The sequence below is a fragment of the Nitrospirota bacterium genome (assembly GCA_016178585.1).
In the GTDB taxonomy this organism is placed as follows: Bacteria; Nitrospirota; Nitrospiria; order JACQBW01; family JACQBW01; genus JACOTA01.
In genome coordinates, this window is sequence record JACOTA010000030.1 from 15,902 (window position 1) to 37,612 (window position 21,711).

Annotated in this window: 18 protein-coding genes; 5 read left to right on the forward strand and 13 right to left on the reverse strand. The window is 46.9% G+C overall.

Annotation, left to right across the window (positions count from 1 at the left end; genetic code table 11):
• Positions 1 to 128: 128 nt before the first annotated feature.
• The 13 genes from ftsW to HYR79_05225 all read right to left on the reverse strand — a co-directional run bounded on the left by ftsW (position 129) and on the right by HYR79_05225 (position 15,047).
• Positions 129 to 1,301, reverse strand: coding sequence for a putative lipid II flippase FtsW (gene ftsW, locus HYR79_05165; GenBank protein MBI1821083.1), 1,173 nt, complete (start codon positions 1,299 to 1,301; stop codon positions 129 to 131).
• Positions 1,302 to 2,657 carry a UDP-N-acetylmuramoyl-L-alanine--D-glutamate ligase gene (gene murD / locus HYR79_05170; protein MBI1821084.1) on the reverse strand — a complete coding sequence of 452 codons (1,356 nt, stop codon included), beginning with the start codon at positions 2,655 to 2,657 and terminating at the stop codon, positions 1,302 to 1,304. It lies immediately after the preceding gene.
• The gene (locus tag HYR79_05175) at positions 2,654 to 3,730 is read right to left on the reverse strand and encodes a phospho-N-acetylmuramoyl-pentapeptide-transferase (protein ID MBI1821085.1); all 1,077 of its coding nucleotides are present in this window, start codon (positions 3,728 to 3,730) and stop codon (positions 2,654 to 2,656) included. Before HYR79_05175 ends, murD begins: the two co-directional genes overlap by 4 nt.
• A gap of 1 nt (position 3,731) precedes the next feature.
• Positions 3,732 to 5,108 carry a UDP-N-acetylmuramoyl-tripeptide--D-alanyl-D-alanine ligase gene (locus HYR79_05180; protein MBI1821086.1) on the reverse strand — a complete coding sequence of 459 codons (1,377 nt, stop codon included), beginning with the start codon at positions 5,106 to 5,108 and terminating at the stop codon, positions 3,732 to 3,734.
• Between the two features lie 3 nt (positions 5,109 to 5,111).
• A complete protein-coding gene (locus HYR79_05185; GenBank protein ID MBI1821087.1) occupies positions 5,112 to 6,617 on the reverse strand; it encodes a UDP-N-acetylmuramoyl-L-alanyl-D-glutamate--2,6-diaminopimelate ligase in 1,506 nt (501 codons plus the stop codon).
• Between the two features lie 45 nt (positions 6,618 to 6,662).
• Positions 6,663 to 8,342, reverse strand: coding sequence for a penicillin-binding protein 2 (locus HYR79_05190; GenBank protein MBI1821088.1), 1,680 nt, complete (start codon positions 8,340 to 8,342; stop codon positions 6,663 to 6,665).
• 62 nt (positions 8,343 to 8,404) lie between these two features.
• Positions 8,405 to 8,752, reverse strand: coding sequence for a cell division protein FtsL (locus HYR79_05195; GenBank protein MBI1821089.1), 348 nt, complete (start codon positions 8,750 to 8,752; stop codon positions 8,405 to 8,407).
• Positions 8,749 to 9,651 carry a 16S rRNA (cytosine(1402)-N(4))-methyltransferase RsmH gene (rsmH, locus tag HYR79_05200; GenBank protein ID MBI1821090.1) on the reverse strand — a complete coding sequence of 301 codons (903 nt, stop codon included), beginning with the start codon at positions 9,649 to 9,651 and terminating at the stop codon, positions 8,749 to 8,751. The genes HYR79_05195 and rsmH overlap by 4 nt, the downstream gene beginning before the upstream one ends.
• On the reverse strand, positions 9,651 to 10,103 hold the full coding sequence (gene mraZ, locus HYR79_05205) for a division/cell wall cluster transcriptional repressor MraZ (GenBank protein ID MBI1821091.1): 453 nt from the start codon (positions 10,101 to 10,103) through the stop codon (positions 9,651 to 9,653). The genes rsmH and mraZ overlap by 1 nt, the downstream gene beginning before the upstream one ends.
• A 169-nt stretch (positions 10,104 to 10,272) precedes the next feature.
• Positions 10,273 to 12,720: an adenosylcobalamin-dependent ribonucleoside-diphosphate reductase gene (locus HYR79_05210; protein ID MBI1821092.1), complete on the reverse strand. Its 2,448-nt coding sequence runs from the start codon at positions 12,718 to 12,720 to the stop codon at positions 10,273 to 10,275.
• Positions 12,721 to 12,848: 128 nt separating this feature from the next.
• Complete coding sequence (locus HYR79_05215; GenBank protein MBI1821093.1) at positions 12,849 to 14,063, reverse strand: ATP-binding protein; 1,215 nt, start codon at positions 14,061 to 14,063, stop codon at positions 12,849 to 12,851.
• A 108-nt stretch (positions 14,064 to 14,171) separates the two neighbouring features.
• On the reverse strand, positions 14,172 to 14,441 hold the full coding sequence (locus HYR79_05220; protein MBI1821094.1) for a methyltransferase domain-containing protein: 270 nt from the start codon (positions 14,439 to 14,441) through the stop codon (positions 14,172 to 14,174).
• Positions 14,442 to 14,525: 84 nt separating this feature from the next.
• A complete protein-coding gene (locus HYR79_05225; GenBank protein ID MBI1821095.1) occupies positions 14,526 to 15,047 on the reverse strand; it encodes a hypothetical protein in 522 nt (173 codons plus the stop codon).
• A gap of 235 nt (positions 15,048 to 15,282) precedes the next feature.
• Between HYR79_05225 and HYR79_05230 the strand changes: the two genes are divergently transcribed.
• Genes HYR79_05230 through HYR79_05250 form a run of 5 tightly spaced genes read left to right on the forward strand, consistent with a single transcriptional unit; the run spans position 15,283 to position 21,692 of the window.
• Positions 15,283 to 16,983, forward strand: coding sequence for a ribonuclease J (locus tag HYR79_05230; protein ID MBI1821096.1), 1,701 nt, complete (start codon positions 15,283 to 15,285; stop codon positions 16,981 to 16,983).
• A 60-nt stretch (positions 16,984 to 17,043) separates the two neighbouring features.
• A complete protein-coding gene (locus HYR79_05235) occupies positions 17,044 to 19,242 on the forward strand; it encodes a DNA translocase FtsK (GenBank protein MBI1821097.1) in 2,199 nt (732 codons plus the stop codon).
• 18 nt (positions 19,243 to 19,260) lie between these two features.
• Positions 19,261 to 19,920 carry an outer membrane lipoprotein carrier protein LolA gene (locus HYR79_05240; GenBank protein ID MBI1821098.1) on the forward strand — a complete coding sequence of 220 codons (660 nt, stop codon included), beginning with the start codon at positions 19,261 to 19,263 and terminating at the stop codon, positions 19,918 to 19,920.
• Positions 19,921 to 19,932: 12 nt separating this feature from the next.
• Positions 19,933 to 20,925, forward strand: a complete 993-nt coding sequence (locus tag HYR79_05245) for an ATP-binding cassette domain-containing protein (protein MBI1821099.1) — start codon at positions 19,933 to 19,935, stop codon at positions 20,923 to 20,925.
• Entirely contained in the window at positions 20,922 to 21,692 is a 771-nt protein-coding gene (locus tag HYR79_05250) for an ABC transporter permease (GenBank protein MBI1821100.1), read from the forward strand. The genes HYR79_05245 and HYR79_05250 overlap by 4 nt, the downstream gene beginning before the upstream one ends.
• Positions 21,693 to 21,711 lie beyond the last annotated feature (19 nt).

The window sequence follows — 21,711 nt, forward strand, 5'->3', positions numbered from 1 at the left end:
TGATCCGTCGATAAGGCACCATCTGCTGCGTTCTCGAATCTCGGCTTCCTCAACGTACATGATGCGTACGCCTCCGTCGCCTCGACTCTGCGGCCTTGCATCTGGAACCTTCTCAACGGCCAGATATTTCAACATCTCATCTCCTTACGTTGAAATTGCTCAGACTTTCCTGAAGGTTTTCTTGTCGCTCTCCTCCCATTTTTTCGAGAGATATTCATGAGAATCCCGATTGAAATAAGATTGACCCATAAAGAAGAACCGCCGTAACTGATCAATGGAAGGGGCAGGCCTTTTGTCGGGAAAAGCCCGGTCACGACGCAAATATTAACAAACATCTGTAAAAAAATGAAGAAGGTAATTCCCGACGCGAGGTAAAAACTAAAAGAATCTTCCGTTCTTGATAAAATCCGTATTCCTCTGAAAATCAATAGTGAAAATAAAAAAAGAACGCCCAGAGTCCCGATCAGGCCGAACTCTTCGCCAATCACTGAGAAGATAAAATCCGTATACGGCTCCGGCAAATAAAAGAGTTTCTGTTTACTCCCTCCAAGTCCTGTTCCGAAAGGACCTCCTCCCGCAAAAGCCAAAAAAGACTGCACCACTTGAAACCCTTCTCCTCCCTGCTCTTTCCAGGGGTCGAAAAAGGCCAGAAGCCTGTGCCGCCTGAAACCCACATGCAGGTAATGATAGATAAAGGGAAGCGAAAGTAAAAATAATATAAAAAGATGTTTGATTCTCGCGCCCCCCTGATAAATCAAAAGAAAGAAAACAGTCCCGATGATTACCGCAGAACCAAAATCAGGCTCTGCCAGAATGAGTTTCAAAAAGACCCCGAGAATCAATAGACAGGGGAGTATCCCTCTGCCGAACTCTCTAATTTTTCCCTTTTTCTTCGCGAGGTAGGACGCCATAAAAATAATCAATGAAAGATTGGCAAACTCTGACGGCTGGAAAGAGATCAGTCCCAGCTTAATCCAGCGCCTCGAGCCATTGACCTGATTCCCGATCGAAGGGATGAGCGCCGCAAACAGACTTAAGGCTGAAAGGATTAAAAGAGGCCAAACGGCCTTTTCCAAAAGTTTGATCTCGATTCGAGAGAAAAACCAGGTCAGAAAAATTCCAATCAGAGCGTAAACCAGCTGTTTTTTGACAAAAAATCCAGAATCGCCATATTTGGCCTCTGAAATAACAGCGCTTGCGCTGTAAATCATCACCAGGCCGATGGAGACCAAAAGCAACGAAACGCTCCATAAATAAAAATCAAATGGCCCTTCCTTTTTGGAAAAAATAAACCCTTTCAATTAAACCAGTTCCTTTACCAATTTTTTAAATAGTTCTCCCCGTTCCTCGTAATCTCTAAACATGTCATAACTGGAACAGGCCGGAGAGAGTAAAACCGTGTCCCCTTTTCGACCCAGCGCAGAGGCCTTTTGGACCGCTTCCTGAAGCGTTTCCGTTTCAAGAATATCGACTGTTTCTTTCAACTCTTCCCGCATCCGGTTTCTTGCTTCGCCGATCAAGATCAAGGTTTTGACTTTCTGGCGGATCAGAGGAATAAGAGATGAAAATCCACCCCCTTTCTCCTTCCCTCCGGCAATCAGAATGACAGGAGCCTGAACCGTTTCAAGAGATTTCATCACCGCGCCGACATTTGTTCCTTTCGAGTCATTAATGTAGGTCACGCCATGAACTTCCCGGACCTTTTCAAGGCGATGTTTCAGGCCTTTAAATTCCGTTAAAACCTGTTGAAGGTTTTGAGGAGAAACCCCGGCTAAAAAGGCCATCCCGGCTGCCACAGCGATGTTTTCATTGTTGTGGCTCCCTTTAAGAGGAATAGACGCCACATCGCATATTTGTTTTCGGCTCATGCCATTCCTGTAATACAGGAAACTCTCTTCCCGGAAAATCCCCTCTGGAATCGATTCTTTCAAGCTAAACCAAACCACTTTGGATTTCACCTTATTGGGGAATTTCCGGATGACCGGGTCGTCCCAATTCAGCAGAGCGTAATCCTCTCTCCCCTGGTTAGCAAAAATATTGAATTTTGCCTTCGTATATTCCTCCATCCCGGTATAGCGTTCTCCATGGTCCGGCGTAATATTTAAGAGAGCGGCCATTTTAGGATGAAAGGTTTGAATGGTTTCCAATTGAAAACTCGACGCTTCCAGGACAATTGCCTCCCATCCTCCCTTTGGCGGGTCAAGAACCGCTTCCGAAGCCGGCAGACCTAAATTCCCGCCTACAAAAGTTTGTTTTCCTTCTTTTTTAAAAAATTCGCCCAGCAGGGTCGTGGAAGTGCTTTTCCCGTTCGTTCCGGTTATTGCATAGATCAGTCGAGGATTTAAAAACCAGGAAGCCAACTCTAATTCTCCAATAACCGGGATCCCTTTTTTTCTCGCCCCCCCCCAAAGGGGATTTTCGGCAGGGATGCCCGGGCTGACTACGATTAAATCAGCGGACAAAAAATCTTCAGCCTTATGCCGGCCCAGCTTAAACGCAACGGGAAGGGACTTAAATTCCGCCAGGTCCAGCCTGAGGGACTCATCCGAATCGGTCGCGGCTACATGAGCTCCTTTCTTTAGGAGAAGACGGACCGCCGATAGACCGCTTTTACCCAAACCGACCACCGTGACATCCTTGTTTTTTAAAGAAATCATCTTAATTTCAAAGTACTTAAACTAAGCAACGCCAGAATAATGGCAATGATCCAAAAACGGACGACGACCTTGGATTCATGCCAACCTTTTAACTCAAAATGGTGATGGATCGGCGACATCAAAAATACCCTTCTTCCTCTTGTTTTATAGGAAATGACCTGTGTGATGACCGATAAAGCTTCAATGACGAAAATGCCTCCGACCAGAAGGAGAAGCAACTCATGTTTTGAAACAATCGCCACGGTTCCAAGCGCGCCTCCGATCGGGAGGGAACCCACATCCCCCATAAAAACCGAGGCCGGGTAAGCGTTAAACCATAAAAAACCAAGGCTTGCTCCGATAATGGCGCCGCAAAAAACCGATAGTTCCCCTGAACCTTCTATATAAGGAATCAGTAAATATTCCGCAAATTTATGATTTCCCGAGACATAAGCGACGATTAAATAGGCAACAGACGTTACGATAATCGGCCCAATGGCCAGGCCGTCCAGACCATCCGTAAGATTTACGGCATTCGATGCGCCGACGATTATAAAAATAATAAATGGGACATAGAACCAGCCCAGGTCTGGCAAAAAATGTTTGAAAAACGGAAAATTGAGTTTCGTCGAATACGCCGGGGAGTAAAATAAAATGATTGCGATGATGGAGGCGATCAAGAGTTGAAGACCAAATTTATATCGGGGAAGCAACCCATCCGATTTTTTCCGAACGACTTTTAAATAATCGTCCCAGAACCCGACCATTCCAAACCCAACGATAGCTAAAATGACCAGCCAAATATACCGATTCTTTAAATCGGCCCACAAAAGAGTGGCCAGGATAATTGCAATTAAGATCAGGATTCCACCCATCGTAGGCGTTCCCGACTTTACCTGGTGAGATTGAGGGCCTATTGCCCTGATCTGCTGTCCAATCTTCCATCCTTGAAGCATTTTAATTAAATACGGACCGAGTAGAAAACTGATGATCAGAGCGGTTAAAGTGGCATAAATGGCCCGAAAGGTAATATATCGAAAAACATTGAGAAAGGCGTAGTGCGTGTGGAGAGGATATAGGAGCGAATAAAGCATGTTATTCCTTCTTTAATAAGTCGAGAACTTTTTCCATCTTCATTCCTCGAGAGCCTTTAATCAATAACAGTGAACGATCCGCGGAAAGCTTTCTAATTTCCTCCGCTATTTTTTCGTGGGTTGAACAGACCTTGATGGATTCTTCAGGCATGCCGTTTTCGACGGCCCCTTTAAAAACCTGGCAAGCTTCAGGTCCGTATAAATAAAGACGTCCGATTTTTAACCGGCCAAGGGTTTTCCCTAACTTAAAATGGGCGTCTTCAGAACTCCTTCCAAGTTCCAGCATGTCCCCTAAAACCGCCACAGTTCTTCGATTTTCCTCTTTTCCCAGATCAACCAGCATCCTGACGGCTGCTTCCATTGACGAAGGATTGGCGTTATAAGCGTCCAACAACACCTTGATTTGGTTATTTAAATCGACGATTTCTGATCTTAATGGGACGGGTTGAAACGAATTTAAACCCTGGATAATGTCCGACGACGCGCATCCCAGCGTCGAAGCGGCCGCGGCGGCTCCCATCGCATTATAAACATTGTGCGTGCCCGGAACGGCCAGGTGAATGACACTTTCATCTTTCTCGTGCTTTAACGTGAAGATCGTCCCTTGCCGGTCGGGTTGAATGTGAACTCCCCGAAAATCAGCTTCTTCTGCCAGTCCAAAACTAACCCTTCTCCCTTTTTGCCTCTCCTTAAGTTGGGAATAAAACGGGGTGTCCGTGTTGATCACGGCAACCCCTTCGAGCAAAAAATCGAGCAATTCCCCTTTGGCCTGGGCAACCCCTTCGGGACTCCCAAGCCCCTCAAGGTGGGCCTCTCCAATATTGGTTATTAAACCCATGGTGGGCCGGCCAATTTCACACAGACGACGCAGTTCTCCAGGGTGGTTAATTCCCATTTCTAATAAAATCATCTGATGTTTAGCGGTCATTTTTAAGAGGGTTAACGGAACCCCGATGTGGTTATTCAAATTTCCTTCAGATTTTAACACGGAGTGTTTCAGCGCCAAAATGGCGTATAGCATCTCCCTGGTGGTCGTTTTTCCATTACTTCCGGTCACGGCGATAACAGGCCCTTTAAAACTTTTCCGGACGTAAGCGGCCAATTCCTGCAGAGCGGTTAAAGGGTCATCAACCTCAATACAGATCCCTTTAGAGCCGGCGCGGGAGCTTTTTTCTTTCAAATACCCAACAGCTCCGGCCTGACAGGCTTGATCGATAAAATCATGTCCATCAAAAGCCGGTCCCTTAAGGGGGATAAAAAGAGACCCGGGTTCAATCTTCCGGCTATCGGTAGAAACCCGTCCGATCCTCACATCCGCCTTCCCATGAATTAGTTTTCCGCGGGTCGCTTCGAGAATCTCATGTACGGTTAAGTCCATGTCCTAACACCCAAACCGGTGTTGCAGCGCGTCCCGGGCCACCAACCGGTCATCAAATTCAAATTTCACCTTCCCGACCCATTGATAATCTTCGTGGCCTTTTCCCGCAATCAGAATGGAATCGCCCGGTTTTGCCCCGGTAATTGCTGCCTGGATCGCTTCTTTCCGATTGACCATTATCCGGTACTCCCCTCTCTTCTCCCCTTTTAACGAGAGGAGCCCCGCTTCAATTTCTCTTAAAATTTGCATCGGGTCTTCACCTCGAGGGTTATCGGAGGTTAAAAAAATAGAATCTGCCCATTGGCCTGCGACTCTCCCCATTTTAGGACGTTTCCCTTTATCCCGGTCTCCGCCGCACCCAAAAACCAGGATCATTCTTCCGGTTTTTATTTCCTGCAGCGTCGTTAACACCTTTAATAGAGCATCTTCTGTGTGAGCATAATCGACCAGCACTGTAATCGGATAATCGCCGGAAACTTTTTCAAGCCGGCCCGGCACGGCTATGGTTTTTCCCAGAGTCGTTTCAATGATGTTAAGGGGGATCGAATGGCGGATTCCTACGCCCACGGCGGCAAGAAGATTATAAACATTATAGGTCCCAAGCATGGAGGTGTGGATATGAAGCTCCCCGGCGGGCGTCTTCACCAGAAACGATGTTCCGGAAGAGGTCCTTTGAATATTAACGGCCTGAAGGTCCGCGCCTTCGCCAAAGCCATAAGTCCAAATCTCGGCTGACGTCAGTGTGATTAACTGTTTTCCCCAGGGGTCATCGATATTGACCAGCCCGAGCGGTTTTTTATTTTGAAAAACCGAATATCGAAGATCACGAAACAATCTCGACTTGGCCTGAAAATAACTTTCCATCGTGTGGTGATATTCCAGGTGATCCTGCGTCAGATTCGTAAAAACCGCCGTATCAAAAAAGGTCCCCCAAATCCTCTCTTGCGCCAGCGCATGGGAGGAAACTTCCATCACGACATTTTTTATTCCCCGGGATTTCATCTGATGTAATAAAAACTGAAGGTCCGAAGATTCAGGAGTGGTATGACTCGATTTCTGTTTTTCTTTTCCAATCCAGTTTCCAACCGTTCCAATGAGGCCGGTCGGTCCCAGGTATTCCATCAAACTTCGAATGAGAAAGGAAGTGGTGGTTTTCCCATTCGTTCCTGTCACGCCCACGATCCCCAGTTGCTTCGAAGGATGGTGATAAAATTGAGACGCTATTTGAGCGAAAGACTTTCTGGAATCTTCAACTTGAATCCGGGTTGAGCGATCTTTTAATTCGCCGTTGGAAGAATTCCACTCTTCACAAAGAACAGCCGTTGCTCCGTTTTTAAGCGCTTCCCCGATAAATAAATGCCCGTCGGTTTTAACTCCCGACATCGCGGCAAACAAATAACCGGGTTTCACTTCTGCAGACGAATAGGTAATCCCTCGAATATCCACCTCGACAGGCCCCTCAATCCGTTCAACGGGTATTTCAGATAAAAGGCGCTTCAATTTCATCATGAAATTTTAACATTTTCTCATCTTTTCCAATAGTTTAAAAAACCTTTATGAATCTTTCTGAACGACCAGGACTCTTTTCGTGTCAAATGGAGGAATGCCAAGATAATTCAACGTCTGAGCGGCAATATTTTTGAAAACGGGGGCCGCAACACTCCCTCCCCATGTGACCCCTTTTGGGTGATGAATGACCACCAGAATGACCAATTGGGGGTCTTGCGCAGGAACAAAACCACCGAACGAACCTACAAAGTTATCCATCGAGTAAGTGCGGGTCGTTGAATTAACCGTTTGCGCGGTTCCCGTTTTTCCCGCCGCGAGATAACCCGGTAATGCCGCCTTTTCACCTGTTCCCCCGGGAAGAACCACCGTTTGCAGAATCCGGGTCACTTCTCTGGCCGTCTGTTCGGAGATGACCCGTTTCGGGATTTCAACTTCCTCAAGATCTCCCTTTCCCGCTTCCCGGAGGGCTGTCTTGACAACATGAGGTTTGATGTAATAACCCCCATTGGCAATCGTGCTAAAGGCCGTTACCATTTGTAGCGGCGTTACCGAAATACCCTGGCCGATGGCAATGGAGGCCACCGTTCTTTTCGGTAAATGGCTCGATGCGTTGACAATGCCTGAGGTTTCTCCAATTAAATCGATACCGGTTTTCGACCCAAAACCAAACGCTTGAATGTACTGTTTCAGTTTTTTCTCTCCAAGGCGGAGAGCGACTTTAGCGGTTCCAATGTTACTGGATTTCTGAATAACCTGGGTAAAAGTCAGCATCCCCTCTTTGGCGTGATCATGAATCGGTTTTCCATCAATGTCAAAAGATCCGTTTTCGCAATAAATCGCCTCTGATGGAGAAACCACTTTTTCTTCGAGGGCGGCCGACGCGGTCACGATTTTAAAAGTCGACCCGGGCTCATAAGAATCGGTAATCCCCCGGTTTCTCCAGTCTGACGGCGAGTACGCACTAACTGAATTCGGGTTAAAATCAGGGCGAACCACCCAGGCCAGGATATCCCCCGTTTTGGGTTGCATGACAATGACTGTCCCGCTATCGGCGCGGGTTTCCTGCATCATGGCATCCAGTTCTTTTTCACTAATGTACTGAATCACTTCGTCAATCGTTAAAGTGAGGTCTTCTCCTTTTTTCGGGAACCGGTAGTCTAATCTCTTTGGGAAAATATCCTCTCCCCGGGCGTCTCGCTCGAGCGTAACGGACACCTTCTTTCCCTGCAAAACCGCTTCGTATTGCTTTTCAATCCCTTCCAGTCCCTTATTTTCCGCGCCCACAAACCCCAGGATATGCCCCATGAGATGTTTTTTCGGGTAAAACCTTTCGGATTCCATCATGATCCCTATTCCGTCGAAGCCCAGATTATCAATCGCAGTAGAAACTTCAGGGGTGATTTTTCGTTTAATCCAGACAAAGGACTTTTCTTCCGTCAGTTTCTTGACGAGAAAGGACTTCGGCTGATCAACAATCAAAGACAATTCCCCGGCGACTGTCGAAGGATTTTTAATGGCAGAAGGAATGGCATACAGGGAAGGAACTTCCAGGTTGGCGGCCAGAATTCTTCCATTTCGATCGAGAACTTTTCCCCGTTCCCCTTCTATGACCACGGTTTTCTGGTGCTGGCGGGTTGCCTTTTTAGAGAGATTTTGTGTGATAAAAAGCTGTAAATAAATCAGCCTGGAGGTTAAAAGCCCGATCCCGAAAAGAAAAAAAAACACGATCAAACCCGTTCTGAAGAAGTAAGGTCGAGGAGGCGTCCTTTCTTTTAGGCGATCCTTTTTCATTTAAAAATACTTTTTTCGATTTCTCTTTCGGCTAACTCGACAGAAGGCCTTTTCTTATTTTGATCCAGTTCCGTCACCATGATTTTTTGGCCGGTCGAGGAAGGGGACATCCCCAGGCGGGTCACGGCGATCTGTTCAATCCGTTCCAGGGAAGCAAGGCTCGCAGTTTCAATTTGGAGTTCGGTATGAATTCGCTCAAGCGCTTTTTTTTCTTTTTGCATCTGGCTCATTTCGTAACCCAGCTTTACCACATGAATCTGATAAGCCAGGTAGCCTAACACGCCTCCAAAGACGAGAACGCCACACCTAACATAGACAAAGATCAGGGACTTTCTGTTTCTCATACTCTCCTTTCGATAACTCTAAGCTTTGCACTGCGTGAAGCTGGATTTTCCCGGACCTCGTCAAGAGACGGGCAAATCGGTTTTTTAGTCCATTGGAACTCGGGATCTTTTTTTGTCTTTTGAACCAGGCTCAGAAAGGTTCGTTTTACAATCCGGTCTTCCAGGGAATGAAATGAAATGATCGCCAACCGGCCTCCGATCGTCAGATATTGAAAGATATTTTTTATGAAATCGGAAAGCGCCTCCAACTCCCGGTTTACGACAATCCGAAGCGCCTGGAAAGTGCGGGTGGCTGGATGAATTCTTCCATACCGGTAGACCGGAGGAACGTTTTTTTTAATAAGTTCAGCCAATTGCACGGTGGTCAAGATCGGGTTTTTTTCACGTTCATTCACAATGGCCTTTGAAATACGATTCGAATAGCGCTCTTCCCCATAGGTCCTGATCAGTTCATTCATTTGTTTTTCGGACAAATTTTGAATTAAATCAGAGGCTTTAAGCGAACTGGATTGATCCATTCTCATATCGAGGGGACCGCTTTCCCGAAAACTGAACCCACGCTCCGGCTGACCGATCTGCATCGAAGAGACGCCCAGATCCGCAATGACGCCATGAACAACGCCTTTTATTTCCAGATCGATCACGGTCTGAAAATCCTTAAAATCGGCATGAAACAGATGATATCTCCCCCGAAACCTCTGACTCAGCCGTTCTTCGGCCAATGTAAGGGCCGTCCGGTCTTTATCCAATCCCCACAAAAAACCATCAGGGGAGGATTTTTCAAGGATTGCCTCGCTGTGTCCTCCAGCTCCTACCGTGCAGTCGAGGTATCTTTTCCCGGGCCCCACATTTAAATAAGAAACCACTTCATTGACTAAGACCGGAATATGGGTGAGCATTAAAATCCCAATTTAATTAACAATTGCTTCATTCGGTTTTGAGTTTCCGGGCTTGCGTTAACTGTTTCCTGGGATCTCCACGTCTCACGATTCCAGATTTCAAACTTATGAAAGTGCCCCAAGAAGACAATTTCCCGATCAAGGTTGGCATAACGCCTTAAGTCACCTGACAAAAGGATTCTTCCCTGCTTGTCGATGGGACATTCCTCCGCGGTCGAAAAAATAAACCGGGCAAACCGCTGAATATCTTCTTCAACCCGGGGAAGATTTTGGATTTTTTCAGCCACTTTTAGCCATTCGGCCTCCGGATAAACCGAAAGACAGTGATCCAGATCTCTGGCAATGATTAAAGTGGTCTCCTTTTTCTTGCTCACCAGTTTTTCTTTGAATTTCGCGGGAATATTAACTCTTCCCTTATCGTCTATGTTGTATTCAAACTGGCCGATAAACATCCCACTTTACCCCACTTTTACCCACAAAGCGGAGTATACACCCAGAATAGGTAAAGTCAAGAATAAAATGACAAAAAAATGATGACAAGAAATAGAATTCAGAAAGTCACAATTTTAAGGAGGAAAACAGCCGGGGTTAGAAAAGAAAAAGGTCGGGAAAACGCAGAAATTACACGCAGGCGCTATGTCCGCAAATCATACACTTGCCACCGAGGCACCCTTCTTCAAAAATCAGGAAGCCTTCACAACCGCCAACCGGACAGGAAAGTTTTTGCTGACCTTCTTTCCCCCCGATTAACCGGTAAATCTGGTCGATTCCGCGCCTCAGGGCCCCCAATTCGGTTGAAACATGCCCGTGCCGGGCATTTGCACGGTCAAACCACTTCATCAATCGGTCAAAGGAGACCCCTTCCCTTAAACAAAGGGAGGTTAACATAAAACAAAGGTCAAAAATTTCCCGATGTTTTGTTTGAGGAGCCGGAAGGAAGAAAAGCTCTACCGGCTTTCCGTCCTTTAAATAGAGATGGATATAAACCGTCCCGGACTCTGTTTTGACCGTTGTCTTATAGCCTTCGAGAATCGAAGGTGAGCTTGAACCTGTTAAGAGGGCTTCCAGACCTTCCCGGTAGGCGGTCCACAAAGGGGCCGGGTGAGAACATTGAGAATTGGCCATTTCCAGGTCTTTAATCATTTCTTTTACCGAAAAACCCCTTCGAAGCATATGGGAGGTCAACCGGCTGGTATAAACAAGGATCGCTTCAGTTGCCGGGGAACAGAACACCTCAACCGGCTTTCCATTCAACAAGGAGGCATGAACATAAAAGGGGTCCTCCCCTTCGACCTCCACCCGGATTCTCCGCGACGGCAATACATCGGGCAACTCTCCTTTGGCCCGGCCTATGTTCATGACCTGCTCCTCCCGGCTCCCGTCCCGATAAACGGTAATCCCCTTACAATTTAAATCATAGGCCAGTAAAAAGGCATTTTTAACATCTTCCACGGTCGAGCGGCCCGGAAGGTTTATCGTTTTAGAAACAGCGCTGTCGGTATTTTCCTGAAAAGCCGCTTGCATCCGGACATGCCATTCCGGCCCGACATCATGGGAGGTGACAAAAACGTCCTGCCATTTTTCCGGAATTTCACGAACCCCTTTGGCAGATCCATAATTGGCAACAATCTTGTCAATCAAACGGTCGCTCCAGAATCCCTCATTTTTAGCCACTTCGATAAAATAATCCTGCACGTAAGGAAGATGTTCCCCTTCCATCACATTTTTAAACCAGACCAGGCTGAATTCGGGCTCACATCCTCCCGAGGTATCGGCAATCATGCTAATCGTCCCGGTGGGAGCGACGGTCGTCACATAGGCATTGCGAACCACAAGGCCAGAACCTTCGTGGCGGGACCCTTTCCAGTTGGGATAAACACCCCGGTTTGAAGCCAGGCAGCAGGACGCGTCATATCCGATTTTTTGAATAAACTTCATCACTTCTCTTCCTGTTTCGATTCCTTTTTCGGTATTGTAACCAATCCCGATCTTGTAAAGCACACGGGCAAACCCCATCACCCCGACGCCGATTTTCCGGTTTGCTTTGGTTAGAGTTTCAATGGCGGGAATAGGATATTTGTTCATATCGATGACATTATCCAGGAAATGAACCGCCGTTCGAATCGAACGTTCGAGATGGCTCCAGTCGATTTCAAAACGGCCCTCTATCTTTTTTAAATGCCCCTCCAGATTCAAGCTGCCGAGGTTACACGATTCGTTCGGCAGAAGCGGCTGTTCTCCGCAGGGATTCGTTGCTTCAATTTTACCGATGTGAGGGGTAGGATTAGTCCTGTTGGCAATATCAATGAAAAAAATACCCGGTTCTCCCGTTCGATAAGCATGACGGGCGATTTCGTCGAGCACCTTTCCGGCGTCTAACTGCCCGACTTTTTTTCCCGAACGGGGATTGATTAAACCGTACGACTTCTTTTTACGTATGGCTTCCATAAACCGGTCGGTGATCGCAACGCTGATATTAAAATTGGTGATTTCTTTAAGGTCATCCTTGCACCGGATAAAATCGAGAATATCGGGATGGTCCACCTGAAGGATCCCCATATTGGCCCCGCGCCGCGTCCCTCCCTGCTTGATCTCTTCCGTCGAAGCGTTAAACACCTTCATAAAAGAAATCGGGCCGGAGGCTACCCCTCCCGTCGACTTGACAAAATCATTTTTCGGACGAAGTTTGGAAAAAGAAAAACCGGTTCCCCCACCGCTTTTATGGATTAAGGCCGCCTGCTTGAGCGTTTCAAAAATACCTTCAAGGGAATCTTCAACCGGAAGGACAAAACAGGCGGAAAGCTGTTGAAGGTCCCGGCCGGCATTCATCAGGGTGGGAGAATTAGGCAAAAACTCCAGGTTGGCCATGATCCGGTAAAAGGCTTCTTCGGCGTTTTCGGCATTTCCAGAAGGATAGTTCAACTCTGCCTGGGCGATATTTTTGGCAACTCGGCGAAAAAGTTGATCGGGTGTTTCAATGACCTTCCCCGCTCCGTCGCGGGCCAGATACCGTTTTTCTAAAACCCGCATGGCATTTGGCGAAATAGGCTGTGGATCATAAACAGACATCCTTAAATCTCCCTGGTATAAGTATAGTCCAATTACCGGTCTTTTTCCTCAGTAAAAGGAAGCGATCATCATCACTTATTTCAATGGCTCTTTCAAGAAACTCCAGGATTCTCTCGGAGAGATTATTTTCAGGAAAGGAGTATCTCCAGCGGAATGGCCCATAGCTTATTTCCAAGGTCTACCGCTGTCGTGCCATTATACGCAAGTATTCCTCCAATGCACTGGGGCGTTGAGGCCATAAAAGATTTTAGACCGGCCAGGTCGTTTTTCTCCCAACGTCCCGATCCTTTAACTTCAATGGCAAGACATCTATTCCCTTCTTCAACAATAAAGTCCACCTCATGCCGCCCCTGGATATTCCAGAAAAAAAGATTTGCCCGCGGCCAGGTGGAATCTAGAATTCCCGCAATATTTTGCGCGACGTACGTTTCGATCAGGGACCCTTTAAGAGGATCTTCCGACAGGTCTTGAATTCCCGCGAGGAAACAGGCCAATCCTGAATCTCCCAGATAAAATTTAGGAGACTTGATCAGCCTGCTGGCCCGGTTTTTAAGATAGGGGGGAAGGCGGTAAAAAACACACGACACTTCCATAATGGAAAGATAGTTGCTGACCGTTGCCGTGGTCAGGCGAGCGTCTCTTCCCAATTCGCTCAGGCTCAAGATACCGCTGGTTCTCAGGGCGGCCAGATGAAGGAGCTCTCTGAATGAAAGAATATTCCCGATTCGGCTTAAATCGCGGATGTCACGTTCCAGATAGGTCTGTTCATATCCTTTGAACCAGTTGAATTTATCCTGGAGCTTTCCAATAGAAACAGACGGCATGCCGCCTTTGACGATATCGGAAAGAGAAACAGGAGTGACTTCGTTTAATCCTGCGAGACTCCGGTTTTGAAAAAAACGTTTTAGAAACGGGGTTGAGGAAGTTCTGGAATGAATTTCACGCCGTGTAAAGGGGTGAATATTAAAGTAAATCGCCCTGCCGGCGAGACTCTCGGAAATATTTTTCATTAAAAGAAAATTCGCGGAACCGGAAAGGATAAACTGGCCAGGTTTTCTTTTTCGATCCACCGCCCGTTTAATGGCGACGAACAGTTCAGGACAACGCTGGGCTTCATCAATCGTAAGCGGCTCGCCGGTATTAATAAATAGGTCAGGGTCTTCTTTCGCGGCGGCCAGTTGCGCGAAGTCATCTAACGTGACATATTTTCTCCCCCGAAACTCTGTTTGTTGCTGAAGAAACGTGCTCTTTCCCGTTTGCCTCATTCCTGTAATTACCACGACAGGCATATCATGAAGCGCCCGGCTAATCGATTGAAGGATATCTCTTGGGAAATATGTCATAATTGAATACAGTATAGTGTCATTATGACATAAAGTAAAGTAAAATAATGAAATTCAGACAGTCTCTACTTCTCCCAGGAGTCAAGTAAGATTTATCCTTGATATTTATTATTGAGGTTTTACGGCTATTCCATTTACTTGAACTCCTTGAGATTGGCCGGATGATACCGCTTTTTGAACGGCATTGGAGGAGATATCGACACCCTCTACCTCGTACTCTTGTTTCGCCAAATAAACAGCGTTTCTTCCCTCTCCCATGCCTAGATCCAGGGCCCGACCCAAGAACAGAGTTAGAAAGCTGTCATTGCGAACAAAGTGAAGCAATCTCAAGACTTTACGATAAGATTGCCACGCACCCTTCGGTGCTCGCAATGACATGATTAATAAGTGGGTGCGAAGTCTATCGCTGGTCTTGCGCTCCAAAATACTCTTTAATGTCTTTGACGACCAACCTCATCGGATTTAATCTTCCCCTTTTTGGCCGACAAAATGATCCGCCTTATTTTTAAACAGGATATTGAATGTCGTCAGGGAACCGTAAATTCGGGTAATATACTGCTGAAGTTGAACTTTTTCACTATCTAATAGATTTTTATGCGCGTTGATTTGCTGTTCCATCACCCTGAGCCGGTCCCGAATCATCACAAACTTGTGGAAAAAAGCCTCCAGAGGAATTTTCTTCGGCTCCAAATCCGGATTTGAAGATTTGATAATCAATTCTCCCCCCTGCCACCGGTCCATCAGTTCCACCTGGGGCAATTCCTCCCGACGAATTTCATCCATCGCCAGTTTCACCATTTCATAGGCCGCCGATTCGCTTTCGGTGAGGATTTGAAGCTGTTCCCTGGCAATCGAGGTGTGTTTGTCATTCCGGGGAAAATAAATCATGCATCGCTGGTTGTCGCCGTAACCTGACGTCTCTTCCACCCGGCCAGCGCCAAACCGTTCGTGCCTCACCAAATCCCCTTTAATTAGATCTCCCATTTGATTCTCCTTTTTCGTTTACAGTCCCTGATCCGTTGATAAGAGCCCATCTGCTGCGTTCTCGTCGCTCGGCAATCCTCATGGACTGTTGTGTGCATTCCGGTTGTCTCGTTCCTGCGGCCTTGCACCTGGAACTCTTCTCAACGGCCAGGCATAATGCACTCCAAAATAGCCTATTCCAGGGACTTTTCGCAACATTGAAATAAGAACCTTGCCATGATACTATCAAACCCCTATGGAACAGCCGATTTTAAACTCCGCGCCTCCCGCTGAACTCAACGGTAAAAAAGCCCTCTCCATTATTCCCCTGGGGGGCCTCGGGGAAATTGGAATGAATATGATGGTCTATGAATATGATGAGGATCTCATTGTCGTGGATGCCGGCATTATGTTCCCCGATCAGGAGATGCTGGGCATAGACGTCGTTATTCCTGATTTTTCGTATTTAAAGGCCAATGCCGCTAAAATCCGGGGGATTGTGATTACTCACGGGCATGAAGACCATATCGGCGCCCTTCCCTATCTGTTGTCCGTTTTAAGCGCCCCGGTCTATGCCACCCCGTTAACCATCGGGCTCATCTCCGCAAAACTCAAGGAAAAAAATTTAACCGGTGTCGAATTAAATCCTGTCAAACCGCGGGGAATCGTTACCCTGGGGGTTTTTAAAATTGAGTTTATCCGGGTCACCCATAGTATCGTTGACGGCGTGGCCCTGGGGATAGCCACACCCGTTGGGAGAGTTATTCATACCGGTGACTTTAAAATCGACCAGAGCCCGGTGGATGGCGAACGAACGGATATTCAGAAGCTGGGGGAATATGGCGATTTAGGGACGTTAGCGCTTTTGTCCGATTCCACCAATGCAGAACGTCCAGGATATACCCTGTCGGAAAAGGTCGTCGGAAAAGCTTTTGAAGAGATATTTTGCCTGACAAAATCCAGAATTATTATTGCCACATTCTCTTCTAACATTCACCGGATCCAGCAGGCGGTTAACGCTGCCGTCATTTCCGGACGAAAAGTCTTTATTTCGGGAAAAAGCATGGTGAAGAATACGCAGATCGCGTCGGAATTGGGTTACCTGAAAATACCGGCTGACACCTGGATGAAGTTAGACAACCTTCACAATTTTCCTGACGATCAAATTGTCCTCCTCACCACCGGAAGTCAGGGGGAGCCCCTTTCCTCCCTTTTTAGAATGGCGATTGATGAACATAAGCAATTTCATATCAAAGAAGGGGACACCGTTCTCCTTTCTTCCCGGGTCATTCCGGGAAACGAAAGAGCCATCGGCCGAATCATTAACCATCTTTTCCGCCGGGGCGCCCAGGTCGTTTACGAACGCGTTTCTGACATTCATGTTTCAGGTCATGCCAGTCAAGAGGAACTGAAAATGATGATTAACCTGGTCAGGCCCAAGTTTTTTATGCCGATTCACGGAGAATACCGCCAACTTCTTCATCACGCCAGGATTGCTGAAAGCCTCGAAATTAAAAAGGAAAATATTGTCCTGATGGAAGACGGCGATGTCGTTCAACTGCGGGAAGATCAATGGGAAAAAACGGCCAAGGTTCCGACAGGAAGGGTTTTTGTCGACGGAAAAGGTGTGGGAGACGTCGCTGACTTTGTTCTTCGGGACCGGAAACATATTGGCCAGGACGGAATTATTGTTTTAATGATTAGCCTTAATAAAGGAACAGGCGATCTGGTCTCGGGACCTGAAATTATCTCAAAAGGTTTTGTATCGGAAGAAGAAGCCTATGGTCTTTTTGCCGAATTAAAATTAATGGTTTCCAAAATGCTGGAAGAACTGAACCCGGAAGTCAAATCGGAATGGATCGCTGTCGAGGGAATGGTAAAAAAAATGGCAGGAAAGTATATTTTCAAGCAGATGGAAAGAAGACCCATGATAATCCCCATTATCCTGGAAATGTAAAATCTATAACCCTGAGCCGTTGATAAGGGACGCCTCCTTCTCAACGTTCATGACTTAAAGATTGGCCCTGAATTGATGAAGAAGAAAAGAAAAAACGAAATTAAAGGGGTTGTTTATTTCACCTTCACGTTATTCATTCTGACCAGCCTTGTCTCATACAATCCCCAGGATCCTTCCTTCACGACCTCGGACGGCTTTTCCCCTTCGAACTTAATGGGTGTAACGGGAGCCTATGTGTCGGACGGATTCCTTTCGCTTTTTGGCGTTTCTTCGTACCTGCTCCCTTTGTACCTCTTCATGTTTGGATGGAAAAAATTTAAAAACCTGGAAGAAGAACCCTTCTTTAATAAATGGAACTCCGCGGGAACAACCGGTCTTTTCTTCTCTCTCCCCGCCGTTTTGAATCTGTTGATTCCCAGGTGGCCCTCTTTTTCGGGTGAATGGATTATGGTTCGCGAAACGGGGGGACTGCTCGGAAAAATGGAAACGGCCCTTTTTATCCGGTATTTCGGAGCGCTCGGCAGTTATTTGATCTCCTTTTCTCTTTTCCTTCTATCGGTGATGTTTTTAACCCATTTTTCTCCCTGGACTTTTGGATCTCGACTCGCCGGAAATTGCTCCGCTTTTTTTAGCCGCGTTCGGAAATTTTTAGCCCTTTCTTTTAAAAGAACAAAAACCTTAAAGGAAAACGCGCGGCAGGCCGGAAAAAGCCTGTTACCCAGATCAAAACCTAAAATTATTGAAACGACGCCGGCCCGTTCTTTTCCAGAGAAAGAAGAGGCAAAACAGGAACCCCTCCCTTTTTTACCCGCAAAAGGAGATTACCAGCTCCCTCCACTAACGCTTTTAGATGATCTGCCGGCGGTTCAGGAAAAAATGACTCAGGAAGAGTTGGTCTTAAACGCACAACTTTTGGAGAAAAAGCTCCTCGATTTCGGAATTGAAGGAAAAGTGGCCGCTGTTCATCCCGGACCGGTCATAACGCTTTATGAATTCGAACCTGCCCCGGGAATTAAGGTCAATAAAATCACCAATCTGTCGGATGATCTGGCTCTGGCCATGAAGGCCATGAGCGTCAGAATTGTCGCGCCGATTCCCGGGAAATCGGCGGTCGGGATTGAAATCCCCAACCGCGTCCGTGAAACGGTGTCTCTAAAACATTTGATTACGCCGAATATCACTTCTTCTATAAAACTTCCTTTGTACCTTGGAAAAGACATCTCCGGCCAGCCGGTCACGGCCGATTTCACGGAGATGCCGCACCTCCTGGTGGCCGGCGCCACCGGCTCGGGGAAAAGCGTCGCTTTAAATGCCATGGTGCTTAGCCTGTTGTTTTCCACCCGTCCAGGCGATTTGAAGATGATGATGGTTGACCCAAAAATGCTGGAACTTACCACCTATAACGATATTCCCCATTTAATTAAACCTGTCATTACGCAGCCCCGCGAGGCCGCGAAAGGATTGCAGGAAGTCGTCATGGAAATGCAAAGAAGGTATCGGATTCTGGCGGAAGCCGGAGTGCGTAATATCGAGGGTTATCGGAGGCTCAAACCCGCCCAGAAAAAAAGGCCGCCAAAACCCGATGGAACCGACGGATCTCTTCCGGAAATCATGCCGTACCTGGTCGTTATCATCGATGAACTGGCCGATTTGATGATGACCTCTCAGCGGGAAGTCGAAGATTCCATCGGCCGGCTGGCTCAAATGGGAAGAGCCTCGGGAATCCATTTGCTTCTGGCCACGCAGAGACCTTCCGTGGATGTTTTAACGGGTGTGATCAAAGCCAACTTTCCGGCCCGTATTTCTTTCCAGGTTTCCTCTAAAACCGATTCGAGAACGATCCTGGACGCAAATGGCGCCGAACAGCTCCTTGGGAAAGGGGACATGCTTTTTCTGGTGCCTGGAACCGGCAGAATTACGAGGATTCATGGCCCGTACGTCAGCGAGGAAGAAATTAAAAAGGTGGTTTCTTTTATCAAGGCTCAGGAAAAACCGGATTATGAAGCATTTAAACTTCCTTCGGTCGCCGAACAGGATAAGATTAACGGGATCGAAGAAAGGGACGACCTTTATGAAAAGGCCAGGGAACTTGTCATCACAACGGGCCAGGCTTCTGCGTCCCTGATCCAAAGAAGGTTGAGAGTCGGGTATCCACGAGCGGCCAGGATGATTGAAATGATGGAGGAAGATGGTATTGTCAGCCCGATTAAAGGCGGAAAACAGCGGGAAGTTTTAATTAAAAAAGATTCGGATGAATAGACGCATAAAGGACAAAAAATGATTCAGGGACTGTTACTCATCTTTCTGGCACTTTTTCCATTTCAAGCTGTTGGCGAACCCCTTCCTCTCGACGTGTTAATCTCAAAGATTCAGAGCGCTTATGAAAACCTGAAAGATCTCCAGGCCTCCTTTGAACAGGAAACGGTGATCCAGGATTTTAAGACGCCGGTTAAATATACGGGAGACCTTTTTTTAAAAAAAAGAGATAAAATGAAACTGGTTTATCGTCATCCGAAAAAAGAGGAACTCTTTATCAACGGGAACCAGCTTATCACCTACCTGCCGGATCAACATCAGGCCATTAAGGGAATTTTTTCAAAGGACCAGGAGTCCAAACTTCCAGTTCGGCTGCTATCGGGAGAAGCCATTTTGGGTAAAGAGTTTAACATTACCCGCCAGGAAGCGAAACATTCAACCGGGTACGAGCTCCTCCTCATCCCGAGGCAAAAAGATGAAAACCTGGAAAAGATTGAAGTTAAAATCGACCCTTCCACTTACCTGATTCAAAAACTTCGTTTGGTTCAGACCAACCAAAATTCATCTTCGTTTTCCTTTTCAAAGGCTCAGGTTAATCCGGGGCTTAAAGACCCGCTGTTTACTTTTACTCCTCCGGAAGGGACAGAAATTATCCAGGCGTTTCCGCCCTTGAACAAGTAAAGCCACTCTTTGATGAATATGATTACGGTGAAACATTTGAGAAAAGAGTACCGGTTAAAAAACCGGGTCGTCCTCGCGGTCAAGGACCTCTCTTTCACGGTGCAAGCCGGCGAAGTGTTTGGCTTCCTGGGACCCAACGGCGCGGGGAAAACCTCAACCATCAACATGCTCTGCACTTTACTCAAACCTTCCGGCGGAGAAATTTTTTTAAACCAATTTAACGTGGTTGAATTTCCTCACGCGGTCCGGAAATCAATTGGCGTTGTTTTTCAGGACCCGAGCCTGGACGAAAAACTCACCGCCTGGGAAAACCTGGACTTTCATGCGCGGTTATACAATATCCCGAAAAAACTAAAAATAGAGCGAATGGCGATGCTGCTGAAACTCACTGGCCTTGAAGAGAGGAAAAATGATCTCATCAACACTTTTTCAGGGGGGATGAAGCGGCGTCTGGAAATTGCCCGGGGCCTCCTCCACTTCCCCAGAGTTCTTTTTTTAGACGAACCGACGCTGGGGCTGGACCCTCAAAGCCGGGCTCATATCTGGGGCTACATCCACGAGCTCAAGGAAAGGGAAAATCTGACCATTTTTTTAACAACCCATTACATGGATGAGGCGGAACATTGCGGCCGGATTGCCATTATGGATCATGGAGAGATGATCGCCCTCGAAACGCCTCACGATTTAAAGAAGAAAACCTCAGGTGACCACGTCCTTTTTAAAACCGCCGATGCAGAAAAGGCAAAGAAATTTATCGAAGAAAAATACCAGCTTGAGGTGACGGAAGAAGACGGATCCCTTTTATTTGAAATCGGAATGGGGGAAGAATTTCTTCCCCGCTTTATAAAAGAGGCCCCCTTTGAAATTACCTCTATTAATGTCCGGCGTCCAACCCTGGATGACGTTTTTTTAAATTTAACCGGCCACAGCATCCGTCCGGAAGATGCTGACCGAAGAACCCTCATGAGGGCCAGACACCGCATCAAAGGGCGGCGCTTGGAATGAACCAAAATTTAAACGGGATTTATATCATTTGGCTGAGAGATGTCCGGAAATTTTTCCGCGACAAGCCAAGAATGATCGGCGCCACCGTTCAACCCGCGTTATATCTGCTCATCCTGGGGACGGGTCTAAGCCGGGGTTTTGGCTCTTTGAATACAGGCTTTGGCAAACCCGGTCAGGACTACCAGCACTTTATTTATCCCGGCGTCATCGCGATGACGCTTCTCTTTACCTCAGTCTTTTCGGCCATCTCCATCGTCTGGGATCGGGAAGTCGGTTTTTTAAAAGAAGTCATGGTAGCGCCAATTTCAAGATGGGCTGTCACCGTTGGGAAAACTTTGGGGGGCAGCACAGTCTCCATGTTCCAGGGTTGTCTCATGCTTGTTTTCGCCCCCTTGATCCGGCTTCATCTTCCGTGGATGACGATTTTAGAGCTCGTTCCGGCCATGTTTTTTGTCTCATTTATCCTCACCTCCATGGGAATCGCGATTGCCACCAGGATGAAAAGCATGCAGGGCTTTACTTTAATTACCAATTTTATAATGCTTCCCATGTTCTTTTTAAGCGGGGCCATGTTTCCGATCCAAAATCTACCTCCCTGGATGGACCTCCTTACCACGATAGACCCTCTCACTTATGGCGTTGAAATCTTAAGAGACCTCATGATCGGCGAAAGCTTTCATCCGCTTTTTTTTAATATAAAAATACTGGCATTCTTTGGGCTGATCATGTTAACATCAGGTATCAAAGGTTTTTCCAAAACAGAATAAAACGTAACAAAATACAAGA

Coding starts and splice junctions, on each gene's coding strand:
- murD (MBI1821084.1), bottom strand. CDS start 2,657: ATGATTTCTTTAAAAAACAAGGATGTCACGGTGGTCGGTTTGGGTAAA.
- HYR79_05175 (MBI1821085.1), bottom strand. CDS start 3,730: ATGCTTTATTCGCTCCTATATCCTCTCCACACGCACTACGCCTTTCTC.
- HYR79_05180 (MBI1821086.1), bottom strand. CDS start 5,108: ATGGACTTAACCGTACATGAGATTCTCGAAGCGACCCGCGGAAAACTA.
- HYR79_05185 (MBI1821087.1), bottom strand. CDS start 6,617: ATGATGAAATTGAAGCGCCTTTTATCTGAAATACCCGTTGAACGGATT.
- HYR79_05195 (MBI1821089.1), bottom strand. CDS start 8,752: ATGAGAAACAGAAAGTCCCTGATCTTTGTCTATGTTAGGTGTGGCGTT.
- rsmH (MBI1821090.1), bottom strand. CDS start 9,651: ATGCTCACCCATATTCCGGTCTTAGTCAATGAAGTGGTTTCTTATTTA.
- mraZ (MBI1821091.1), bottom strand. CDS start 10,103: ATGTTTATCGGCCAGTTTGAATACAACATAGACGATAAGGGAAGAGTT.
- HYR79_05210 (MBI1821092.1), bottom strand. CDS start 12,720: ATGTCTGTTTATGATCCACAGCCTATTTCGCCAAATGCCATGCGGGTT.
- HYR79_05215 (MBI1821093.1), bottom strand. CDS start 14,063: ATGACATATTTCCCAAGAGATATCCTTCAATCGATTAGCCGGGCGCTT.
- HYR79_05220 (MBI1821094.1), bottom strand. CDS start 14,441: ATGTCATTGCGAGCACCGAAGGGTGCGTGGCAATCTTATCGTAAAGTC.
- HYR79_05225 (MBI1821095.1), bottom strand. CDS start 15,047: ATGGGAGATCTAATTAAAGGGGATTTGGTGAGGCACGAACGGTTTGGC.
- HYR79_05230 (MBI1821096.1), top strand. CDS start 15,283: ATGGAACAGCCGATTTTAAACTCCGCGCCTCCCGCTGAACTCAACGGT.
- HYR79_05240 (MBI1821098.1), top strand. CDS start 19,261: ATGATTCAGGGACTGTTACTCATCTTTCTGGCACTTTTTCCATTTCAA.
- HYR79_05245 (MBI1821099.1), top strand. CDS start 19,933: ATGAATATGATTACGGTGAAACATTTGAGAAAAGAGTACCGGTTAAAA.
- HYR79_05250 (MBI1821100.1), top strand. CDS start 20,922: ATGAACCAAAATTTAAACGGGATTTATATCATTTGGCTGAGAGATGTC.